This window comes from Neisseria perflava, from assembly GCF_002863305.2.
Classification (GTDB): Bacteria; Pseudomonadota; Gammaproteobacteria; order Burkholderiales; family Neisseriaceae; genus Neisseria; species Neisseria perflava_A.
The window spans coordinates 223,102-241,836 of record NZ_CP136962.1 but is presented as its reverse complement, the minus strand read 5'-3'; the positions used below and the strand labels follow the sequence as shown (position 1 = coordinate 241,836).

Below are 18,735 nucleotides of genomic sequence, written 5' to 3'. Positions count from 1 at the left end.
ACTTTCAGACGGCCTTGTCCATTAAACCGCGCACCAATCGGCCGCTTCCTGTTTCTGCATCATTCGGTTTGCCTGTGCCAAAAATTCATCGGTCAACACATTTTCCGTCGCACCGGCAGTCACTTTTTCACGCGCCAAAAGCAGCGTGTTGGCAAAATATGCCCGCACCTGCTCGTAATCATGCAACACGGCAATCACTGCCTGACCGTCCTGATGGCACTGGCGCAAAACTTCCAACAGCGCATAAGTCGTCCGCGCATCCACCGCGTTAAACGGCTCATCCAGCAGCAAAAATTTGGCATTCTGCACCAGCATCCGCGCAAACAATACGCGTTGAAACTGACCATTGGACAAGTGCGCGATTTGGCGCGTGGCAAAATCCTGCATTTCCACGCGTTCCAAAGCCGCCATCACACGCTTTTTCTGCGCCGCGTTCACACGCCCGAAAAAGCCGATTTCATACCACAGCCCCATCGCCGCCAGTTCAAACACCGTCATCGGCTGGCTGCGGTCAATGTCCGACTGCTGCGGCAGATAGGCAATGTCCTTGCGCGCCATATTTTCATAGCGCACGCTGCCCGTGTCCGTCTTCTGCAAGCCCATAATGGCTTTGAGCAAAGTCGATTTACCCGCGCCGTTCGGCCCGAAAATCGTCCACATCTTGCCATCTTCAAACACCATATCCACATGGTGCACTACCGGCCTGCGCTGATAGCTGACCGTCAGATTTTCCACCACGATACTCATGGCGACACCGCCCAAAAATATACAGCCCACAACGCCGCCAATGCGACAAGCGCAATCAGCAGCCTTTGCAGCAATCCGGTCAACAATACAGAATTCATAAGCCTAAAACCGCCCTTGCCCGAATACGGACTACAGGCCGTCTGAAAGAAAATTAAAACATTAAAATGATACTGTATAACGTTAACCCTGTAAATTTCTTTCGTTTTCAGACGGCATCGGGCAAAAGGCCGAATATCGGTTACAATCCATTTTTTATTTTATGATTGTCCTATGTCTATTCCACTCTTAAACGAAAAACTCAATACCGAAACCGCCCGCATTTCATGGGAAGAGCTGCAACCCCACTTCGCACGCGGTGCCGCCGTCTATGTTGCGCCCGATTTGGATTTGATTGCCGTCGCCCACCATGTTGCCGAAGATGAAGCCGCGCCATTGAAACAATGGATGGAACAAGGCAAATTCGGTGCCATCAGCGATGATATGGCGCGCACATTTTTAGCGGATAAGCAAGAAATGTGGGCGGTTGTCGTGGCGCCGTGGGTATTGGTACAGCCTTGCAAAGACTGATGAGGCCGTCTGAAAAAACAAAACCGGAACATTTCCCATGTTCCGGTTTTTCATTTTTCAGACGGCCTATTGCAAAGTAAAGCCTGCTTTGAATTCAAGCTTCGGCACCCCGATAACGAAACGTTTGCCGATGCTGTCTTCAAACTCATACGCGCCTTCGATGCTGCCCCAAGGCGTGCTGATTTGCGAACCACTGTTGTACTCATAGGCTTCGCCCGGGTACAAAACAGGTTGCTCTTCAATCAGGCCGGCATGACCAACCTGCTCTGTCTCACCGTGTCCGTCGGTGATTTCCCAAAAACGCTGACGCAAAGTAATGATTTCATCACTGCGGTTGCAGATGGTAATCAGATAATTGAAGGCATAGCGGTCGCGATAGACGTCGCTCTGACCGGCCATATAACGCGGCTCCACGTTAATCTCGATTTCATTCATAATTGTTTACCCCGTATGGTATTTATTTTATTTCAATCCGGATAATTCCGGCGTGCCCGCCCTATTTTTGCAAAGGGTCGAAACACTTAAAGCGCATCACGCGATCCAATAAAACAGGCCCAAGACCATCAAGGTCATCGCAGCCGCAATCAAATCATCAAGCATAATGCCCAAACCTCCATGAATCCGCCGGTCAAACCATTTGATCGGCCATGGTTTCAACGCATCAAACAAGCGGAAAATAACAAAAGCCGCCAGCCACCAGCTCCATTTAAAAGGAATCAGCGACAGCACCAGCAGCATCGCGACAATTTCATCCCAGACGATACCGCCGTAATCCTGAATACCCAGTTCCCTCTCGGTATAACCGCAAATGCGGATACCCCAGAAAAACAAGGCGATACACAATAAAAGCAATATCCAGCCGTCTATGCCCAACAGGCACAATACAAAAGCCAGAGGTAATGCTGCCAGCGTTCCGGCCGTACCCGGCGCAACCGGCGACAAGCCGCTGCCGAAACCGAATCCTAAAAAACACAATGGTTTGTGCAACAGCCAAGAAAAAGTAGGTTTACGTTCAGCCAAAATGATCAAATCCTAAAGAAGTCAGTTCCAATACGCCGCCTTTGGCATCCAAAATATTCAGACGGCCTGAGTCAGTAATTTTACCAATTCGGGCAACCGGTACGCCACTTTGTTCCGCTGCCTGACAAACGCGTTCACTGTCTTTTGGAGCAGCAGTAAAAATCAGTTCATAATCATCGCCGCCGGCCAATACTGCCGACAACCATTGTTCGCGCGACAAAACGTTTTTCAATTCAGGCAACGACGGCACACAATCGGCAAATATTTCTGCACCGACAGCAGAGGCTTTTAAAATATGCCCCACATCTTGAGCCAGGCCGTCTGAAACATCTTGCGCGGCATGGGCAAACGGCAACAATGCCTGACCCAATGAAACGCGCGGCTCCGGACGGAGCAATTTATCATCGCAAACTGCCATGATTTCAGACGGCAATTGATAATGCCCAAGATGTTTGTTCAACGCAGCAGCAGCCAAACCCAACCGACCCGATACCCAAATATCGTCGCCGACTTCGGCCGCATCACGCCGCAGGGCACGCCCTGTCGGAACTTCACCTACTATCGTTACATTAAAGACCAAATCACCTTTAGTGGTATCGCCACCAATCAACACCGTATCAAAACGCGCGGCCAAAGCAAAAAAGCTATCGCAAAAACGTTTGAGCCAGTCTTGATTCAATTCAGGCAAGGCAGCACTGAGCAACACCCAACGTGGCTTGGCACCCATTGCGGCCATATCGGACAAATTTACTGCAAGCATTTTCCATGCCAAATCTTCGGGCAAAACATCTTCAAAAAAATGTCTACCCTTAACCAACATATCAGCGCTAAAACATAAATCAAATCCGTTACTTGGGCGAATAATAGCGGCATCATCGCCTATGCCCAAAATCAAACCTTCCGATTTTTGTCGCTGCAAATATTGTCTGATAAAGTCAAATTCCGTCATATTTATCCAATATAACTATAACTTAGATTACTATATCTAATTTTGTGCCAGCCTAATGTTTGCCTGCTAAAACGTCAAACATCAAACTTCCATATTATTTAGATATAAAACTCAATAAGTTAAAGGCCGTCTGAAAATACAGATTTCAGACGGCCTCATGTTCTCAAACCACTCTGAGCAGGTAGATTTACAGATAGACGATTTCGCCTGTCCGCCCCCTGCTCTCTCGACTTGCCCACCAAATAAATTGCGGCAGGACATCTTCGTAGTTTTTACGTTCGCTTTTCGATTCGCCCGGATGGGATTTGATACGTTGCGGCGAATTGATGGCCCCCGGCACCAAAACATTGGCACGCAGATTGTCAAAACGTTCCCACTCGTCCGCGGCCACTTTACACAAATAATTAAGCGCGGCTTTAGAAGCTCCGAAACCGCCCCAATAGGCTTGCGGTTTTTCGCCGTGGCTTTCGCCGACAAAAATCACAGAAGCGTCTTCGGATTGCTTCAACAATGGGAACAGCGCACGGGTCAGGCCCATAGGCGCAACGGTATTGATACGGTATTGGTTGACCCATTCCGATACGGTTTGGAAATCCAATGGCGACAAGGCATAGAAATAGCTGGCGCAATGCACCACGCCATCCAATTTTCCGCCGGTAGCTTCATCAATGGTTTCCGCAAACTGTTTAAATTCTTTTTCCTCAGCGCTCATCAAATCAAAGCAGATGGCAAACGGCTCTGGGCTGCCCGCAGCCACAATGGCATCATATACTTTTTCCAAACGCTTTTGATGACGCGCCACCAAAATGACAGTCGCTCCGGCCGCCGCATAGGCTTTGGCAACCTGCTCGCCCAAGCCTTGGGATGCGCCGGTAACCAAGATGGTTTTGTCCGCTAATGTCGTCATGACTTTTCCTTGAACTTTATGGTTTCGGATATTGTATCGGCTTGGTAAGTTTTGTAAAGTCAAAAAGGCCGTCTGAACATTCAGACGGCCTCAGTTTATTCAAACCGCAAATCCAGCATAAGCTTTTCAGCCGCGGCAAAACCTGACTGAACCGCCGCTTCCAATGTTGCAGGATAGCGCGGATGGAGGTAGTCGCCGGCCGGATAAATACGGCGATGGTGCAGCCATGAGAAATCAGGTTGTACAAAATCAACCGTTGCCGCCGTAGTCGCGCGTTTTTCCGTAATAATGCGTACGGCTTCGGGTTTATCCAAATCCGGACAAACCCGCTTAATGTCCGCATGAATTTTCTCGGCTAAATCTTTATCCTTCCAAGCCTCGGTGTAATCGGAAACGCTGATGACAACCGCGACTTCATTATCCGGCAAACCCAATGCCCCCCGATGCAGCACCCATTGCGCCGTACCATCGTCAAGACCGGTTAAAGGCGCAGGTAGTTTGACTGTTTGGGCATAACGCAAATAAACCGTAGTAATCGCATGGTAATGCAACGATTGATAGGCCGTCTGAATATAGTCAGGCGTATCTTCAGGCAAAAGCGCGTCAACATGATATGGCGCAACAGCCAAAACAACCGCATCAAATACTTCGCCATTGATTTCAATTCGTCCATCAATATGATGGTTTAAATGGGAAACACGAGTTTCAAGATGTATCTTTGCACCATGCTTGTGCAGAAAATCCAAAGCCGGTTCGGCTACGATCCGCCCTAAATCCTGCTTAGGCAAAAGATAATCACTGTTCGCCTTTTCAGACCACACACCATCATTCAATACATTACATAAAATGCGCAACGATGCCTGTTCTAACGGTGTATTTAAAGCACTCCAAACCAAAGGTTGCCAAAATTGGCCAAGCAGGCTGCGCGGAACATTTCGTGTTCTCAACCACTTTGCAACCGTCAAATCGGTTTTATGATGAGCTGCCCAACGTCGCAATGCCGACATATCCGACAGCAATTTGATTTTCAATGAAAAAGAAAGATTTTTCACACGTAGGATGCCGACAAGCAAATGCCAAGGCGCAGGCAGAGAGGCCGTCTGAAACTGTAATCCTTCATGGATGTACCATTGCAAAGGCTGGCGTAAAAAGGCTGACTCGGGTTGAACGCCAATATGTTGCATCAAAGTTTGAACACCATGATACGCGCCCAACAAGATATGCTGCCCATTATCCAAAAAGCTGAATCCATCATTTTTCCCGGCTAAGGCACGCGCTCTACCGCCAGCCTGTCTCCCAGCCTCAAACAAAGCAATATCAGCTCGATGAATCAGAGAAACCGCCGCAGACAGACCTGCCCAACCGGCACCAATCACAGCAATTTTTGGACGCTGAGTATTCATGGTTTAAATCCAAACAGCCAAGTTTTCAAAGCAATACGTTTTTTACGGGGAGAAGGAATCGCAATTTTGTAAGTCAACACATTTTGCACACCATCGCGGTCGATTTCATTTAACAACGCATAATAAATAGCCGCCATAATCAGACCGACTTTTTGCGATTTCTTATCCGCAGCCGGCAAAAGCAACATAGCCTCACGATAAGTTTCACGCGCCCTATCCACTTGAAACTGCATTAATTTCGCAAAATTGTCTGTCGGTTTGCACTGCATAATGACGTTGGCAGGCACATCAAATTTCTGCATTTCCTCTATCGGCAGATAAATTCTTCCCTGCCGCGCATCTTCGCCCACATCACGAATAATGTTCGTCAACTGCAAAGCCAAGCCCATTTTGTCCGCATATTCCAAAGTTTGGGGATTTGAAAAACCTAAAATCCGTGCAATAAGACACCCCACTACTCCAGCAACACGATGACAATACAGTTTTAATTCATCAAAACTACCATAACGAGCCTGCTCCAAATCCATCTGCATGCCATCAATCAAAGCTTCAAATTCATTCTTCGGCAAATCAAAACTTGCCCGAATATCTTTTAAAGCTTGATGAACGGGATGCTCAGGCATCTCATTGTTGAATACTTTCTCCAAATCACTGCGCCACCAGTTCAACGTTATCTGAGCTACATTTAGATCGGTACAACCATCAACCACATCATCTAGTTCGCGACAAAAAGCATATAAAACAGTGATCGCATTCCGTTTTTCTACCGATAAAAAACGAAAGCCGGATAAAAAACTGGAATGGCTTTCTGCAGCCTTTTGGTGACAATAATCCAAAGCAAGCACTGTGTATCCTAAAAATATCGTTATAAATAATTAGCAGGGATTTTATCTGTATTTAAAAAAGTACGCCAATATCAAAAACTCATCTTACAACAAGGCCGTCTGAAAGCTAATTTTAAGTATCTTTCAGACGGCCTAATATCTTACGTCGCCAAGATCGAAACCAGCAGTATCACCACCAACAGCTGTATCAAAGAGTACCCCCTCTGCACAGTTGCTCCATTCCGTTTGCCAACAAATGTTTTTAAGTACATATCTTTAATTCCCTTTATCTTTTATATCCCTATCCAACAAGAGGCACCTTATCCGTTTATCCCTTTACCCAATATAAAGCCCCCAGTGGTCCAAGCTCTCATTGCCACCCCCAAACAAAGCCGCCCCGTGGCCCAACCGGCAAACGGTTCGGCCGCAGGGCGGCATATAGGCAGAGTCCGGCTTATTTTTTCACGGCAGGCTGTGCAGCCTTAGGCGCGGCAGAAGAAACCGTCGCCTCCGCCTTCAACTTGTTCAGCACCGCATCACCGATGCCCTTCACGTTTTTCAGCTCCTCCACCGATTTGAACGCACCGTTCTTCTGACGGTATTCCACAATCGCTTTCGCCTTAGCCGGGCCGATACCCGGCAATGCCTCCAGCTCGGCAGAAGAGGCCGTATTGACATTCACGGCAGCCAAAGAGAATGCCGTACACACGGCGGCAAAGACACCAAATAAAAATTTCTTCATCAGGGTTTTCCTATAACGTGTTGGATTGAATCAACCGGGCCGGCTGCAGGACGGTTTTACTTCCCCGCAGACACTGCCACACGACAGTAGAACACGGCCCTACTCCATATAAATGCATACGACATAATAACGCAAATACCGTTTAATTTCAAATATTCCAAACGGTTAACCGTAACTTTCGGTACTTTTGTGCAAGAATAACAACAGGGTAAATATTTCCGATTCCAATACCAAGATGCACGACTACTCCATAAACACCGGCACATCACTACCCCAATGTTTGGTCCCAACACCTGTTACCCCAATTCTGCCGCCAAACCGACAGAAACGACAGGCATGTAAAAAGCCCCCGACATCAGTCGGGGGCTTCGGAATGGGTGTTTGGCGGTGACCTACTTTCACATGGAAGAACCACACTATCATCGGCGCTGAGTCGTTTCACGGTCCTGTTCGGGATGGGAAGGCGTGGGACCAACTCGCTATGGCCGCCAAACTTAAACTGTTACAAATCGGTAAAGCCTTAATCAGTATAAATGGTGATGACTGAATCAGTCAGTAAGCTTTTATCTTTGAAGTTCTTCAAATGATAGAGTCAAGCCTCACGAGCAATTAGTATGGGTTAGCTTCACGCGTTACCGCGCTTCCACACCCCACCTATCAACGTCCTGGTCTCGAACGACTCTTTAGTGTGGTTAAACCACAAGGGAAGTCTCATCTTCAGGCGAGTTTCGCGCTTAGATGCTTTCAGCGCTTATCTCTTCCGAACTTAGCTACCCGGCTATGCAACTGGCGTTACAACCGGTACACCAGAGGTTCGTCCACTCCGGTCCTCTCGTACTAGGAGCAGCCCCCGTCAAACTTCCAACGCCCACTGCAGATAGGGACCAAACTGTCTCACGACGTTTTAAACCCAGCTCACGTACCACTTTAAATGGCGAACAGCCATACCCTTGGGACCGACTACAGCCCCAGGATGTGATGAGCCGACATCGAGGTGCCAAACTCCGCCGTCGATATGAACTCTTGGGCGGAATCAGCCTGTTATCCCCGGAGTACCTTTTATCCGTTGAGCGATGGCCCTTCCATACAGAACCACCGGATCACTATGTCCTGCTTTCGCACCTGCTCGACTTGTCGGTCTCGCAGTTAAGCTACCTTTTGCCATTGCACTATCAGTCCGATTTCCGACCGGACCTAGGTAACCTTCGAACTCCTCCGTTACTCTTTGGGAGGAGACCGCCCCAGTCAAACTGCCTACCATGCACGGTCCCCGACCCGGATTACGGGTCTGGGTTAGAACCTCAAAGACACCAGGGTGGTATTTCAAGGACGGCTCCACAGAGACTGGCGTCTCTGCTTCAAAGCCTCCCACCTATCCTACACAAGTGACTTCAAAGTCCAATGCAAAGCTACAGTAAAGGTTCACGGGGTCTTTCCGTCTAGCAGCGGGTAGATTGCATCTTCACAACCACTTCAACTTCGCTGAGTCTCGGGAGGAGACAGTGTGGCCATCGTTACGCCATTCGTGCGGGTCGGAACTTACCCGACAAGGAATTTCGCTACCTTAGGACCGTTATAGTTACGGCCGCCGTTTACTGGGGCTTCGATCCGATGCTTGCACATCTTCAATTAACCTTCCAGCACCGGGCAGGCGTCACACCCTATACGTCCACTTTCGTGTTAGCAGAGTGCTGTGTTTTTAATAAACAGTCGCAGCCACCTATTCTCTGCGACCCTCCAGGGCTTACGGAGCAAGTCCTTAACCTTAGAGGGCATACCTTCTCCCGAAGTTACGGTATCAATTTGCCGAGTTCCTTCTCCCGAGTTCTCTCAAGCGCCTTAGAATTCTCATCCTGCCCACCTGTGTCGGTTTGCGGTACGGTTCAATTCAAACTGAAGCTTAGTGGCTTTTCCTGGAAGCGTGGTATCGGTTACTTCATGTCCGTAGACACTCGTCGTCACTTCTCGGTGTTAAGAAGACCCGGATTTGCCTAAGTCTTCCACCTACCGGCTTAAACAAGCTATTCCAACAGCTTGCTAACCTAACCTTCTCCGTCCCCACATCGCATTTGAATCAAGTACAGGAATATTAACCTGTTTCCCATCGACTACGCATTTCTGCCTCGCCTTAGGGGCCGACTCACCCTACGCCGATGAACGTTGCGTAGGAAACCTTGGGCTTTCGGCGAGCGGGCTTTTCACCCGCTTTATCGCTACTCATGTCAACATTCGCACTTCTGATACCTCCAGCACACTTTACAATGCACCTTCATCGGCCTACAGAACGCTCCCCTACCATGCCAGTAAACTGGCATCCGCAGCTTCGGTTATAGATTTGAGCCCCGTTACATCTTCCGCGCAGGACGACTCGACCAGTGAGCTATTACGCTTTCTTTAAATGATGGCTGCTTCTAAGCCAACATCCTGGCTGTCTGGGCCTTCCCACTTCGTTTACCACTTAATCTATCATTTGGGACCTTAGCTGGCGGTCTGGGTTGTTTCCCTCTTGACAACGGACGTTAGCACCCGCTGTCTGTCTCCCGAGGAACCACTTGATGGTATTCTTAGTTTGCCATGGGTTGGTAAGTTGCAATAACCCCCTAGCCATAACAGTGCTTTACCCCCATCAGTGTCTTGCTCGAGGCACTACCTAAATAGTTTTCGGGGAGAACCAGCTATCTCCGAGTTTGTTTAGCCTTTCACCCCTATCCACAGCTCATCCCCGCATTTTGCAACATGCGTGGGTTCGGTCCTCCAGTACCTGTTACGGCACCTTCAACCTGGCCATGGATAGATCACTCGGTTTCGGGTCTACACCCAGCAACTGTTCGCCCTATTAAGACTCGGTTTCCCTACGCCTCCCCTATTCGGTTAAGCTCGCTACTGAATGTAAGTCGTTGACCCATTATACAAAAGGTACGCAGTCACACCACAAGGGTGCTCCCACTGTTTGTATGCATCAGGTTTCAGGTTCTATTTCACTCCCCTCCCGGGGTTCTTTTCGCCTTTCCCTCACGGTACTGGTTCACTATCGGTCGATGATGAGTATTTAGCCTTGGAGGATGGTCCCCCCATATTCAGACAGGATTTCACGTGTCCCGCCCTACTTTTCGTACGCTTAGTACCACTGTTGAGATTTCGAATACGGGACTATCACCCACTATGGTCAAGCTTCCCAGCTTGTTCTTCTATCTCGACAGTTATTACGTACAGGCTCCTCCGCGTTCGCTCGCCACTACTTGCGGAATCTCGGTTGATTTCTTTTCCTCCGGGTACTTAGATGGTTCAGTTCTCCGGGTTCGCTTCGCTTATCCTATGTATTCAGATAAGGATACCTCCTAAGAGGTGGGTTTCCCCATTCGGACATCGCGGGATCATAGCTTTATTGCCAGCTCCCCCACGCTTTTCGCAGGCTTACACGTCCTTCGTCGCCTATCATCGCCAAGGCATCCACCTGATGCACTTATTCACTTGACTCTATCATTTCAAGAACCTCTTTGACTTCGTTTGCCTACCCGTTGACTAGGGAAGCAAACTTGAAATTCCTACTTTGATAAAGCTTACTACTTTGTTGTGTCTTAATCCTGCCTTTTGTGTTTCAGGATTAAGTCGATACAATCATCACCCAAATACTGTGTTTGTTTTCTTTTCTCTTGCGAGAGATTTTTTATCCTTTGCAAAGAACAAAAAATCAAAACAAACTCATTGTCTTTGTTTGTTGATTTCGGCTTTCCAATTTGTTAAAGATCGATGCGTCGATATTTCACTTCGCAAATCAAAATAAGCTGCTAAGTATAGCAGGCTTCCTTTGATTTGTAAAGTTCTTGGTGGAGGCAAACGGGATCGAACCGATGACCCCCTGCTTGCAAAGCAGGTGCTCTACCAACTGAGCTATGCCCCCGTTCTTGGTGGGTCTGGGAGGACTTGAACCTCCGACCCCACGCTTATCAAGCGTGTGCTCTAACCAGCTGAGCTACAAACCCGGATTCTCTTCTTAAGCGAATCTTGTCTTCACTCAAGCTTTTCTCTTCCGCATCTTTTACAGTTTACCGATAAGTGTGAATGCATCAGACCTCTTCTTTCTCTAGAAAGGAGGTGATCCAGCCGCAGGTTCCCCTACGGCTACCTTGTTACGACTTCACCCCAGTCATGAAGCATACCGTGGTAAGCGGGCTCCTTGCGGTTACCCTACCTACTTCTGGTATCCCCCACTCCCATGGTGTGACGGGCGGTGTGTACAAGACCCGGGAACGTATTCACCGCAGTATGCTGACCTGCGATTACTAGCGATTCCGACTTCATGCACTCGAGTTGCAGAGTGCAATCCGGACTACGATCGGTTTTGTGAGATTGGCTCCACCTCGCGGCTTGGCTACCCTCTGTACCGACCATTGTATGACGTGTGAAGCCCTGGTCATAAGGGCCATGAGGACTTGACGTCATCCCCACCTTCCTCCGGCTTGTCACCGGCAGTCTCATTAGAGTGCCCAACTAAATGATGGCAACTAATGACAAGGGTTGCGCTCGTTGCGGGACTTAACCCAACATCTCACGACACGAGCTGACGACAGCCATGCAGCACCTGTGTTACGGTTCCCGAAGGCACTCCTCCGTCTCTGGAGGATTCCGTACATGTCAAGACCAGGTAAGGTTCTTCGCGTTGCATCGAATTAATCCACATCATCCACCGCTTGTGCGGGTCCCCGTCAATTCCTTTGAGTTTTAATCTTGCGACCGTACTCCCCAGGCGGTCAATTTCACGCGTTAGCTACGCTACTAAGCAATCAAGTTGCCCAACAGCTAATTGACATCGTTTAGGGCGTGGACTACCAGGGTATCTAATCCTGTTTGCTACCCACGCTTTCGAGCATGAACGTCAGTGTTATCCCAGGAGGCTGCCTTCGCCATCGGTATTCCTCCACATCTCTACGCATTTCACTGCTACACGTGGAATTCTACCTCCCTCTGACACACTCTAGTCACCCAGTTCAGAACGCAGTTCCCAGGTTGAGCCCGGGGATTTCACATCCTGCTTAAGTAACCGTCTGCGCTCGCTTTACGCCCAGTAATTCCGATTAACGCTCGCACCCTACGTATTACCGCGGCTGCTGGCACGTAGTTAGCCGGTGCTTATTCTTCAGGTACCGTCATCAGCTGTCGGTATTAGCAACAGCCTTTTCTTCCCTGACAAAAGTCCTTTACAACCCGAAGGCCTTCTTCAGACACGCGGCATGGCTGGATCAGGCTTGCGCCCATTGTCCAAAATTCCCCACTGCTGCCTCCCGTAGGAGTCTGGGCCGTGTCTCAGTCCCAGTGTGGCGGATCATCCTCTCAGACCCGCTACTGATCGTCGCCTTGGTAGGCCTTTACCCCACCAACTAGCTAATCAGATATCGGCCGCTCGAATAACGCAAGGCCCGAAGGTCCCCTGCTTTCCTCCTCAGAGAATATGCGGTATTAGCTAATCTTTCGATTAGTTATCCCCCATTACTCGGTACGTTCCGATATATTACTCACCCGTTCGCCACTCGCCACCCAAGAAGCAAGCTTCTCTGTGCTGCCGTCCGACTTGCATGTGTAAAGCATGCCGCCAGCGTTCAATCTGAGCCAGGATCAAACTCTTATGTTCAATCTCTAACTTATAACTTCTGGTCTGCTTCAAAGAAACCGACAGGACAATGTCTAAAACATTATCTTGTCTGTCTTTTAAACAGTGTGAGGCCTAATGCACTCACACTTATCGGTAATCTGTTTTTTAAAGAGCGAATCGAATTATACAGTACATTTAGCAAATGTCAACTAAAATTATCGAAAATTCTAACTAACTGTGTTATACTGTCTGCTTCGTTTTCTTCACCGCGTCAGCAGCGAAGAACCGAACTATACGCCTCCCAACAAAACCAGTCAACACCCGATTTTAAAAAAATTAAAAAATTTTTCACAACTATCTGTATTTAAATAATTTAAAATTTATTGGATTTTATCGTTCGATAGATAAAACAGATACCCAAAGATAAATAGTCCTGCGGCTTTACTCTTAATTGCCACATTCAAACACTCTATATCTCTATTATTACTGGCGCTTTAGCCCTATCTACTCTTACAATCTATACTTTCTCCAATAAAACAATCATAAATTTAGAATAGTCCCTATTATGAGTAACGAAAAGATTCAACAAAAATTTGAACAAGCATATCACTCTTTTATCGAAGAGGAAAATTACGAGGAAGCGCTAAAACGTGCCGAGATTCTTTGCCTTCTCAATCCGCAATCTGCAGAATTTCATCATAAAGTTGCTTATGCCTATCTGAAGCAATTGAAATGGGAAAAAGCCATTGAGGCTGAAATGAAAACGTTAGAGCTGGATAGCACCTATATTCCTGCTTTGGATTTACTTGCCCATGCTTATGGCGCTCTAGATAATTGGGAAAAAACCGGATTTTACGGTCATCAGGCTTTGGTTCTAAAAGATAAAGCCATCCCAGACCTAGAACATGAAATCATTCCAACACCAGCTCCAAAAAACGGCAAACGGATTATCTCCTTTTCTTTATTTGGCAATAATTCCAAATATATTGAGCCTGCCGTATTAAATACCCAGCTTGCGCCTGTGCTTTTCCCTGGTTGGACATGTCGTTTTTATGTCGACGATTCTGTATCGGCTGAAGCTATTCAACGATTTAGAAATAACGGTGCAGAAGTGATTAAGGTTGGCGCTCCATTGGACAACTGGCCGGGTACGATGTGGCGCTTTCTTGCCATCAATGATCCCGAGGTTGAATACGTTATTTTCCGTGATGCAGATTCTATTATTTGTTATCGTGATGCAGCGGCCGTATCCGAATGGATAAAAAGTGGCACCCTATTCCACACTATTCGCGACTCAGGCTCGCATACTGCCCTGATTCTTGCGGGTATGTGGGGGGCTAAAGCGGGTGCAGTCCCAGATATGCAGGAAAGAATTCAAAACTTTGTCGACGAAGGCTACCCTTCCAGACATTTTGCCGACCAAGATTTTCTAGAAAAAGAATTGTGGGCCTATATCCGTCAGAATCTGTTTGCACATGACAGATTATTTGATTTCTGTAATGCACACGAAATTCCCGGAGAGTTCTACTCTAATTATCAAATCGCTTTCAGCGAAGGGGTTACCAGCTTTAACGCAACGACTGATTATGAAGATGGCAGTCTGGCAAGATGGACGCTGTACTCCAGCGCTTCACCTTTGGTCAATCCGGACTACTCGCTCAATGTTGTTCCTGAATTTAAAGTCTGCAGTTATGTGACTGAAGTGAAAAACGGGGTGGTTTCAGCATTTTTGCCGAAGAGATATGGTAATGCGATTAAAGCAAAGCTGGCCAGAATCAACATCGAACAAATCTAATTTGATTTGATTCCTAATATATCTCATTTAATGAACCCGTTATTTATGAGCAAACACATTCTCCTCGGCATTACCGGCGGTATTGCGGCGTATAAATCTTGCGAACTGGTCAGACTACTGAAAAAGCAAGGACATTCTGTATCAGTGGTGATGACAGATTCTGCGACAGAATTTGTCTCCCCGCTGACTTTCCAAGCTTTAACCGGCAATCCTGTTTTATCGGATACCTATTCAGGTGCTTCCAATAATGGCATGGCGCACATCAATCTGACGCGAGAAGCCGACGCATTTCTTATTGCGCCTGCAACTGCCAATACGATTGCCAAAATTGCCAACGGATTGGCCGACAACCTGCTGACTACTTTGGCTGCAGCCAGAAAATGTCCTTTGGCCGTTGCGCCTGCAATGAATGTCGAAATGTGGAACAACCCTGCCAACCTGCGCAATATTGAGCAGCTGGTTTCAGACGGCATTACCGTGTTTGACCCAAACAGCGGCGAACAGGCTTGCGGTGAAACAGGCACTGGCAGGATGGTCGAAGCGGTCGATCTGGCTGATTTGCTAGAGGATTTATGGACACCCAAGCTGCTGAGCGGCAAAAAAGTTCTGATTACAGCCGGCGCAACGTTTGAAGCCATCGATCCTGTCCGCGGTATTACCAATATTTCCAGCGGACAAATGGGCATGGCTTTAGCACGTGCATGCCGTGCTGCCGGAGCGAAAGTCACGCTGATTTACGGTCAAATTCAGACGGCCTTACCCGCAGGCTTGGCTCATTCCGAACAGGCTGTCAGCGCAGAAGCCATGTATCAGGCAGTTCACCGCCATATCCATGAACAAGATGTTTTTATTTCCGTTTCAGCCGTTGCAGACTATAAAGTCAAAAACAGCAGCAACGAGAAACTGAAGAAAAACGGCAATCACCCCCCGGTTATCGAACTGACGGAAAATCCGGATATTCTTGCATCCGTTGCCACCCTGCCTTCTCCACCATTCTGCGTCGGCTTTGCTGCGGAAAGCCATCAGGTTTTGGAATTTGCCCGGGCAAAACGTTTGCGCAAAAACGTACCGATGCTGGTGGCCAACCAAGTCTCCGTTTCCATGGCCAAGCCAACCAACCAAATTACCATTATTGATGACCTTGCCGAAACCTCATTTCCGGAAACATCCAAACGCGAAGCCGCGGATGAAATCGTCAAACGCTTGGCTGAATTGTTGTCTTGATAAAACAAAAAAACAAAAGGCCGTCTGAAAATTTTTCAGACGGCCTTTGTTCAAACACATTAAATCACAAACCCAATTCGCGCAGAAAACGAATATCGTCTGCCCAACCGGATTTCACTTTCACCCAAATCTTCAAAAAGACTTTGGTATCAAACAATTTTTCCATATCAAGGCGGGCTTCAGTAGAAATTTTCTTCAACTTCTCCCCACCCTTGCCAATCAAAATCGCCTTTTGGCTGTCTTTATCGACCAACACCGCGATATAAATGCGGAACAATCCGCTTTCCTCTTCCTCAAACTGCTCCACTTCAACATTCATCGCATACGGCAACTCTTCGCCCAAATAACGGAACAGTTTTTCACGCACAATTTCCATCGCCAGGAATCGGCTGGATTTGTCCGTGACCATATCTTCCGGATACATCGGGATACTTTCCGGCAGATACGGCTTGAGCAGCTCCAGCAGATTGGCAATACGCAAACCATGTTTCGCGCTGACTGCCTCGCTGGCGGCAAACTCAAACTCTTGGCGCACTTCATTGATAAACGCCTCAAGTGCAAATTTGTCTTTGGCTTTATCTTTGTCGATTTTATTGACCACCAATACCACGGGCGTATGCTTAGGCAACTGCTTCAACACCACGCGGTCGGCATCGGTAAAGCGCATGGCTTCCACCACAAAAACCACTACGTCCACGCCGCTCAACGCTTCGGTTACGTTTTGATTAAGACGGTCATTCAAGGCATTGCGGTGATTGGTTTGAAAACCCGGCGTATCGACAAACACAAATTGCGCCGTGTCGTCGGTGTAAATACCGGTTACACGGTTGCGCGTGGTTTGTGCTTTTTTACTGGTAATACTGATTTTCTGACCGATTAAATGGTTCATCAGCGTGGATTTGCCGACATTCGGGCGACCCACGATGGCCACAAAGCCGCAACGATAATCCGTCGGGTGTTGCGACTCGTTTTGCAAAAAGGTTTCGATATCCATTTATATATGACTTTCTTGATTGTTTCAGACGGCCTTTGCATTTTCTCAAAGGCCGTCTGAAATATTATTTTTTAGCTTTTTTCAAAGGAAACTTCTGTTCCAACCACTCCAAGGCTTCACATGCCGCTTTTTGCTCGGCTACTTTCCGGCTGCTGCCGCGTGCATTGCAGATGAAACCAAGTTCGCCCAAATCGCAGGAAATCACAAACATCGCATCAGCCGTCTGCTCCGCCTGCTCTTCGATTCGGTATTTCGGCAGGGCAAAGCGGCGTGCCTGCAAGGCTTCCTGCAAAGCGGTTTTACTGTCTTTCTTGCCGATATTCAAATCCGCACGCTTCACGCGTTCCGCAAACAAATGGCGAACCACTTTTTCCGCCGCAGAAAAATCAGCATCAAAGCTGACCGCCGCAAACATTGCTTCCATCGCGTCGGCCAAAATCGAAGGCCGTCTGAAACCGCCGCTCTTCAACTCGCCGGCACCCAAATACAAACCGTCGCCGACATTCATTTCCAACGCGATTTCAGCTAACACGCCTTCATTTACCAAAGCCGCGCGCATCCGCGACAACTCGCCTTCCGACAATTTCGGAAACGCGTCAAACAACATCCGCGCCACAGAATAGTTCAAAATCGAATCGCCGACAAATTCAAAACGCTCATTGTGTTTGGCATTGTAGCTGCGGTGGGTCAAAGCCTGCTGAAGCAGCTCCATATTGCGGAACTCATAGCCCAGACGCTTTTGAATCGCTCGATGCGCCTGCTGTTTGAGCAAATCAGGTTTCATTCCATACTTTCAAAAAAACAGCCGGAAAGCACGCCTCATCCGCAGTGAAACAAAATAAAAAGGCTACACCGGCAACTTTTTTATTTTGGCTCATTGTTTCTTGCGTCCCTCAAGCCGATAAACAATCAAAAGCCGTCATGTTCAAACCTGACGGCACTTGCCGACATTGTACCATCAAACCGCCCCTGCACACATCCGTGCGGAAAAGCGGCGAATCGTGTAAAATCATGCCAAATCATCTCTTTGTCAACTCCATGAACAAATTTGCCCAAGCATTGGCCGCAGCGCTCGACCGCTGCATCGTTACCAACACCGTCGCCGAACAAGGCGAGCCCGTCGGCTTCCTCTACCGCGAAGCCCCCGTGTTTGAAAACGACAGCGGCTGGCGTATTTTCAGCGGCGACGAAACCGACGAATACACCGACAATCCCGACAATTTCAGCATTGTCAGCCTCTCCGCCATTACCGCAGACAATCCCGACATCGCGCCCCTGCTAACTCAGGCAGAAGGCAGCGCGTGGGAATTGAACGAAGACGGCGAGTTCCAAGCCGTTGCCGATTGGCAGCCGCAAGAATAATCCATCCCCATTTCGTTTCAGACGGCCTTCTTTATAACAAGGCCGTCTGAAACCGAGCCGAATCCCTATTTCACAAATATTGAAGGAATCATCATGAACATTATCGAACCACGCCTCGATGGCACCAACCTGCGCATCGGCATCGTTCAAGCCCGCTTCACCAACGAAATCGGCAGCGAAATGGTCAAAGTTTGCTGCCGCACCCTAAAAGAATTGGGCGTATCCGAAGACAACATCACGCTTGCCACCGTTCCCGGCGCGCTTGAAGTGCCTATCGCGCTGATGAACCTCGCTTCATCCGAACAATTCGATGCCCTGATTGCCATCGGCGTTGTCATTCGTGGCGAAACCTACCACTTTGAATTGGTATCCAATGAGTCCGGTGCAGGTGTCAGCCGCGTTGCCCTTGACTACAACATCCCTATCGCCAACGCCATCCTGACGACTGAAAACGACGAACAAGCCGTTGCACGTATCGAAGAAAAAGCCTCCGATGCAGCCAAAGTTGCCGTAGAATGTGCCAACTTGGTCAACCATCTTTTGTCAGAACAATACGAAGACGACGAAGAATAAACTTCTCCCCGTATTGAATACCGCATATTTTCAGACGG

General features: G+C 48.1%; 15 protein-coding genes, 2 tRNA genes and 3 rRNA genes. 5 read left to right on the top strand and 15 right to left on the bottom strand.

Features of this window, described 5'->3' with window-relative positions; translation table 11 throughout:
• Window positions 1-21: 21 nt before the first annotated feature.
• A complete protein-coding gene (locus CYJ98_RS01105) occupies window positions 22-747 on the bottom strand; it encodes a metal ABC transporter ATP-binding protein (protein WP_180947886.1) in 726 nt (241 codons plus the stop codon).
• A gap of 270 nt (window positions 748-1,017) precedes the next feature.
• Between CYJ98_RS01105 and CYJ98_RS01100 the strand changes: the two genes are divergently transcribed.
• Window positions 1,018-1,314, top strand: coding sequence for a DUF2288 domain-containing protein (locus CYJ98_RS01100; RefSeq protein WP_101756107.1), 297 nt, complete (start codon window positions 1,018-1,020; stop codon window positions 1,312-1,314).
• A gap of 66 nt (window positions 1,315-1,380) precedes the next feature.
• Here the strand turns inward: CYJ98_RS01100 and apaG are convergent, their stop codons facing one another.
• From apaG to CYJ98_RS01040, 12 genes are all read right to left on the bottom strand, one after another.
• Entirely contained in the window at window positions 1,381-1,749 is a 369-nt protein-coding gene (gene apaG, locus CYJ98_RS01095; protein WP_003682575.1) for a Co2+/Mg2+ efflux protein ApaG, read from the bottom strand.
• Between the two features lie 96 nt (window positions 1,750-1,845).
• Window positions 1,846-2,334 (bottom strand): phosphatidylglycerophosphatase A, encoded by a 489-nt coding sequence (locus CYJ98_RS01090; RefSeq protein ID WP_063068949.1) that lies wholly within the window; start codon window positions 2,332-2,334, stop codon window positions 1,846-1,848.
• Window positions 2,327-3,283: a thiamine-phosphate kinase gene (gene thiL / locus CYJ98_RS01085; RefSeq protein WP_101756106.1), complete on the bottom strand. Its 957-nt coding sequence runs from the start codon at window positions 3,281-3,283 to the stop codon at window positions 2,327-2,329. The genes CYJ98_RS01090 and thiL overlap by 8 nt, the downstream gene beginning before the upstream one ends.
• Before the next feature lie 187 nt (window positions 3,284-3,470).
• The gene (locus CYJ98_RS01080; protein ID WP_003747583.1) at window positions 3,471-4,190 is read right to left on the bottom strand and encodes an SDR family oxidoreductase; all 720 of its coding nucleotides are present in this window, start codon (window positions 4,188-4,190) and stop codon (window positions 3,471-3,473) included.
• A 95-nt stretch (window positions 4,191-4,285) separates the two neighbouring features.
• Window positions 4,286-5,593 (bottom strand): hydroxysqualene dehydroxylase HpnE, encoded by a 1,308-nt coding sequence (hpnE, locus tag CYJ98_RS01075; RefSeq protein ID WP_101756105.1) that lies wholly within the window; start codon window positions 5,591-5,593, stop codon window positions 4,286-4,288.
• Window positions 5,590-6,438 (bottom strand): presqualene diphosphate synthase HpnD, encoded by an 849-nt coding sequence (gene hpnD / locus CYJ98_RS01070; protein WP_101756104.1) that lies wholly within the window; start codon window positions 6,436-6,438, stop codon window positions 5,590-5,592. Before hpnD ends, hpnE begins: the two co-directional genes overlap by 4 nt.
• Before the next feature lie 433 nt (window positions 6,439-6,871).
• Window positions 6,872-7,159: a ComEA family DNA-binding protein gene (locus tag CYJ98_RS01065; protein WP_004520163.1), complete on the bottom strand. Its 288-nt coding sequence runs from the start codon at window positions 7,157-7,159 to the stop codon at window positions 6,872-6,874.
• Window positions 7,160-7,538: 379 nt separating this feature from the next.
• A 5S ribosomal RNA gene (gene rrf / locus CYJ98_RS01060) occupies window positions 7,539-7,652 on the bottom strand.
• A 95-nt stretch (window positions 7,653-7,747) separates the two neighbouring features.
• Window positions 7,748-10,636: ribosomal RNA gene (locus CYJ98_RS01055) — 23S ribosomal RNA — on the bottom strand.
• Between the two features lie 348 nt (window positions 10,637-10,984).
• Window positions 10,985-11,060, bottom strand: a tRNA-Ala gene (locus CYJ98_RS01050).
• 5 nt (window positions 11,061-11,065) lie between these two features.
• Window positions 11,066-11,142: transfer RNA gene (locus CYJ98_RS01045), tRNA-Ile, on the bottom strand.
• Window positions 11,143-11,247: 105 nt separating this feature from the next.
• Window positions 11,248-12,788, bottom strand: a 16S ribosomal RNA gene (locus tag CYJ98_RS01040).
• Together the 16S, 23S and 5S rRNA genes with 2 tRNA genes alongside form the textbook arrangement of a ribosomal RNA operon.
• A 526-nt stretch (window positions 12,789-13,314) precedes the next feature.
• Between CYJ98_RS01040 and CYJ98_RS01035 the strand changes: the two genes are divergently transcribed.
• Entirely contained in the window at window positions 13,315-14,544 is a 1,230-nt protein-coding gene (locus CYJ98_RS01035; RefSeq protein WP_101755939.1) for a tetratricopeptide repeat protein, read from the top strand.
• 45 nt (window positions 14,545-14,589) lie between these two features.
• Window positions 14,590-15,768 (top strand): bifunctional phosphopantothenoylcysteine decarboxylase/phosphopantothenate--cysteine ligase CoaBC, encoded by a 1,179-nt coding sequence (gene coaBC / locus CYJ98_RS01030; protein ID WP_162817331.1) that lies wholly within the window; start codon window positions 14,590-14,592, stop codon window positions 15,766-15,768.
• Window positions 15,769-15,832: 64 nt separating this feature from the next.
• Here coaBC and era read toward each other — a convergent pair whose 3' ends face one another.
• Both era and rnc read right to left on the bottom strand, forming a co-directional pair.
• The gene (gene era / locus CYJ98_RS01025; protein ID WP_036493257.1) at window positions 15,833-16,762 is read right to left on the bottom strand and encodes a GTPase Era; all 930 of its coding nucleotides are present in this window, start codon (window positions 16,760-16,762) and stop codon (window positions 15,833-15,835) included.
• Between the two features lie 64 nt (window positions 16,763-16,826).
• Window positions 16,827-17,546: a ribonuclease III gene (rnc, locus tag CYJ98_RS01020; RefSeq protein ID WP_003683027.1), complete on the bottom strand. Its 720-nt coding sequence runs from the start codon at window positions 17,544-17,546 to the stop codon at window positions 16,827-16,829.
• A 254-nt stretch (window positions 17,547-17,800) separates the two neighbouring features.
• On the opposite strand from rnc, the gene CYJ98_RS01015 reads away from it, so the two are divergent.
• The gene (locus CYJ98_RS01015; RefSeq protein ID WP_003748560.1) at window positions 17,801-18,124 is read left to right on the top strand and encodes a DUF2185 domain-containing protein; all 324 of its coding nucleotides are present in this window, start codon (window positions 17,801-17,803) and stop codon (window positions 18,122-18,124) included.
• 93 nt (window positions 18,125-18,217) lie between these two features.
• Window positions 18,218-18,697 carry a 6,7-dimethyl-8-ribityllumazine synthase gene (gene ribH / locus CYJ98_RS01010; RefSeq protein ID WP_036493252.1) on the top strand — a complete coding sequence of 160 codons (480 nt, stop codon included), beginning with the start codon at window positions 18,218-18,220 and terminating at the stop codon, window positions 18,695-18,697.
• The last annotated feature ends 38 nt before the right edge of the window (window positions 18,698-18,735 follow it).

Coding starts and splice junctions, on each gene's coding strand:
- era (WP_036493257.1), bottom strand. CDS start 16,762: ATGGATATCGAAACCTTTTTGCAAAACGAGTCGCAACACCCGACGGAT.
- CYJ98_RS01015 (WP_003748560.1), top strand. CDS start 17,801: ATGAACAAATTTGCCCAAGCATTGGCCGCAGCGCTCGACCGCTGCATC.
- CYJ98_RS01080 (WP_003747583.1), bottom strand. CDS start 4,190: ATGACGACATTAGCGGACAAAACCATCTTGGTTACCGGCGCATCCCAA.
- hpnE (WP_101756105.1), bottom strand. CDS start 5,593: ATGAATACTCAGCGTCCAAAAATTGCTGTGATTGGTGCCGGTTGGGCA.
- rnc (WP_003683027.1), bottom strand. CDS start 17,546: ATGAAACCTGATTTGCTCAAACAGCAGGCGCATCGAGCGATTCAAAAG.
- ribH (WP_036493252.1), top strand. CDS start 18,218: ATGAACATTATCGAACCACGCCTCGATGGCACCAACCTGCGCATCGGC.
- CYJ98_RS01105 (WP_180947886.1), bottom strand. CDS start 747: ATGAGTATCGTGGTGGAAAATCTGACGGTCAGCTATCAGCGCAGGCCG.
- CYJ98_RS01065 (WP_004520163.1), bottom strand. CDS start 7,159: ATGAAGAAATTTTTATTTGGTGTCTTTGCCGCCGTGTGTACGGCATTC.
- thiL (WP_101756106.1), bottom strand. CDS start 3,283: ATGACGGAATTTGACTTTATCAGACAATATTTGCAGCGACAAAAATCG.
- CYJ98_RS01035 (WP_101755939.1), top strand. CDS start 13,315: ATGAGTAACGAAAAGATTCAACAAAAATTTGAACAAGCATATCACTCT.
- CYJ98_RS01100 (WP_101756107.1), top strand. CDS start 1,018: ATGTCTATTCCACTCTTAAACGAAAAACTCAATACCGAAACCGCCCGC.
- apaG (WP_003682575.1), bottom strand. CDS start 1,749: ATGAATGAAATCGAGATTAACGTGGAGCCGCGTTATATGGCCGGTCAG.
- coaBC (WP_162817331.1), top strand. CDS start 14,590: ATGAGCAAACACATTCTCCTCGGCATTACCGGCGGTATTGCGGCGTAT.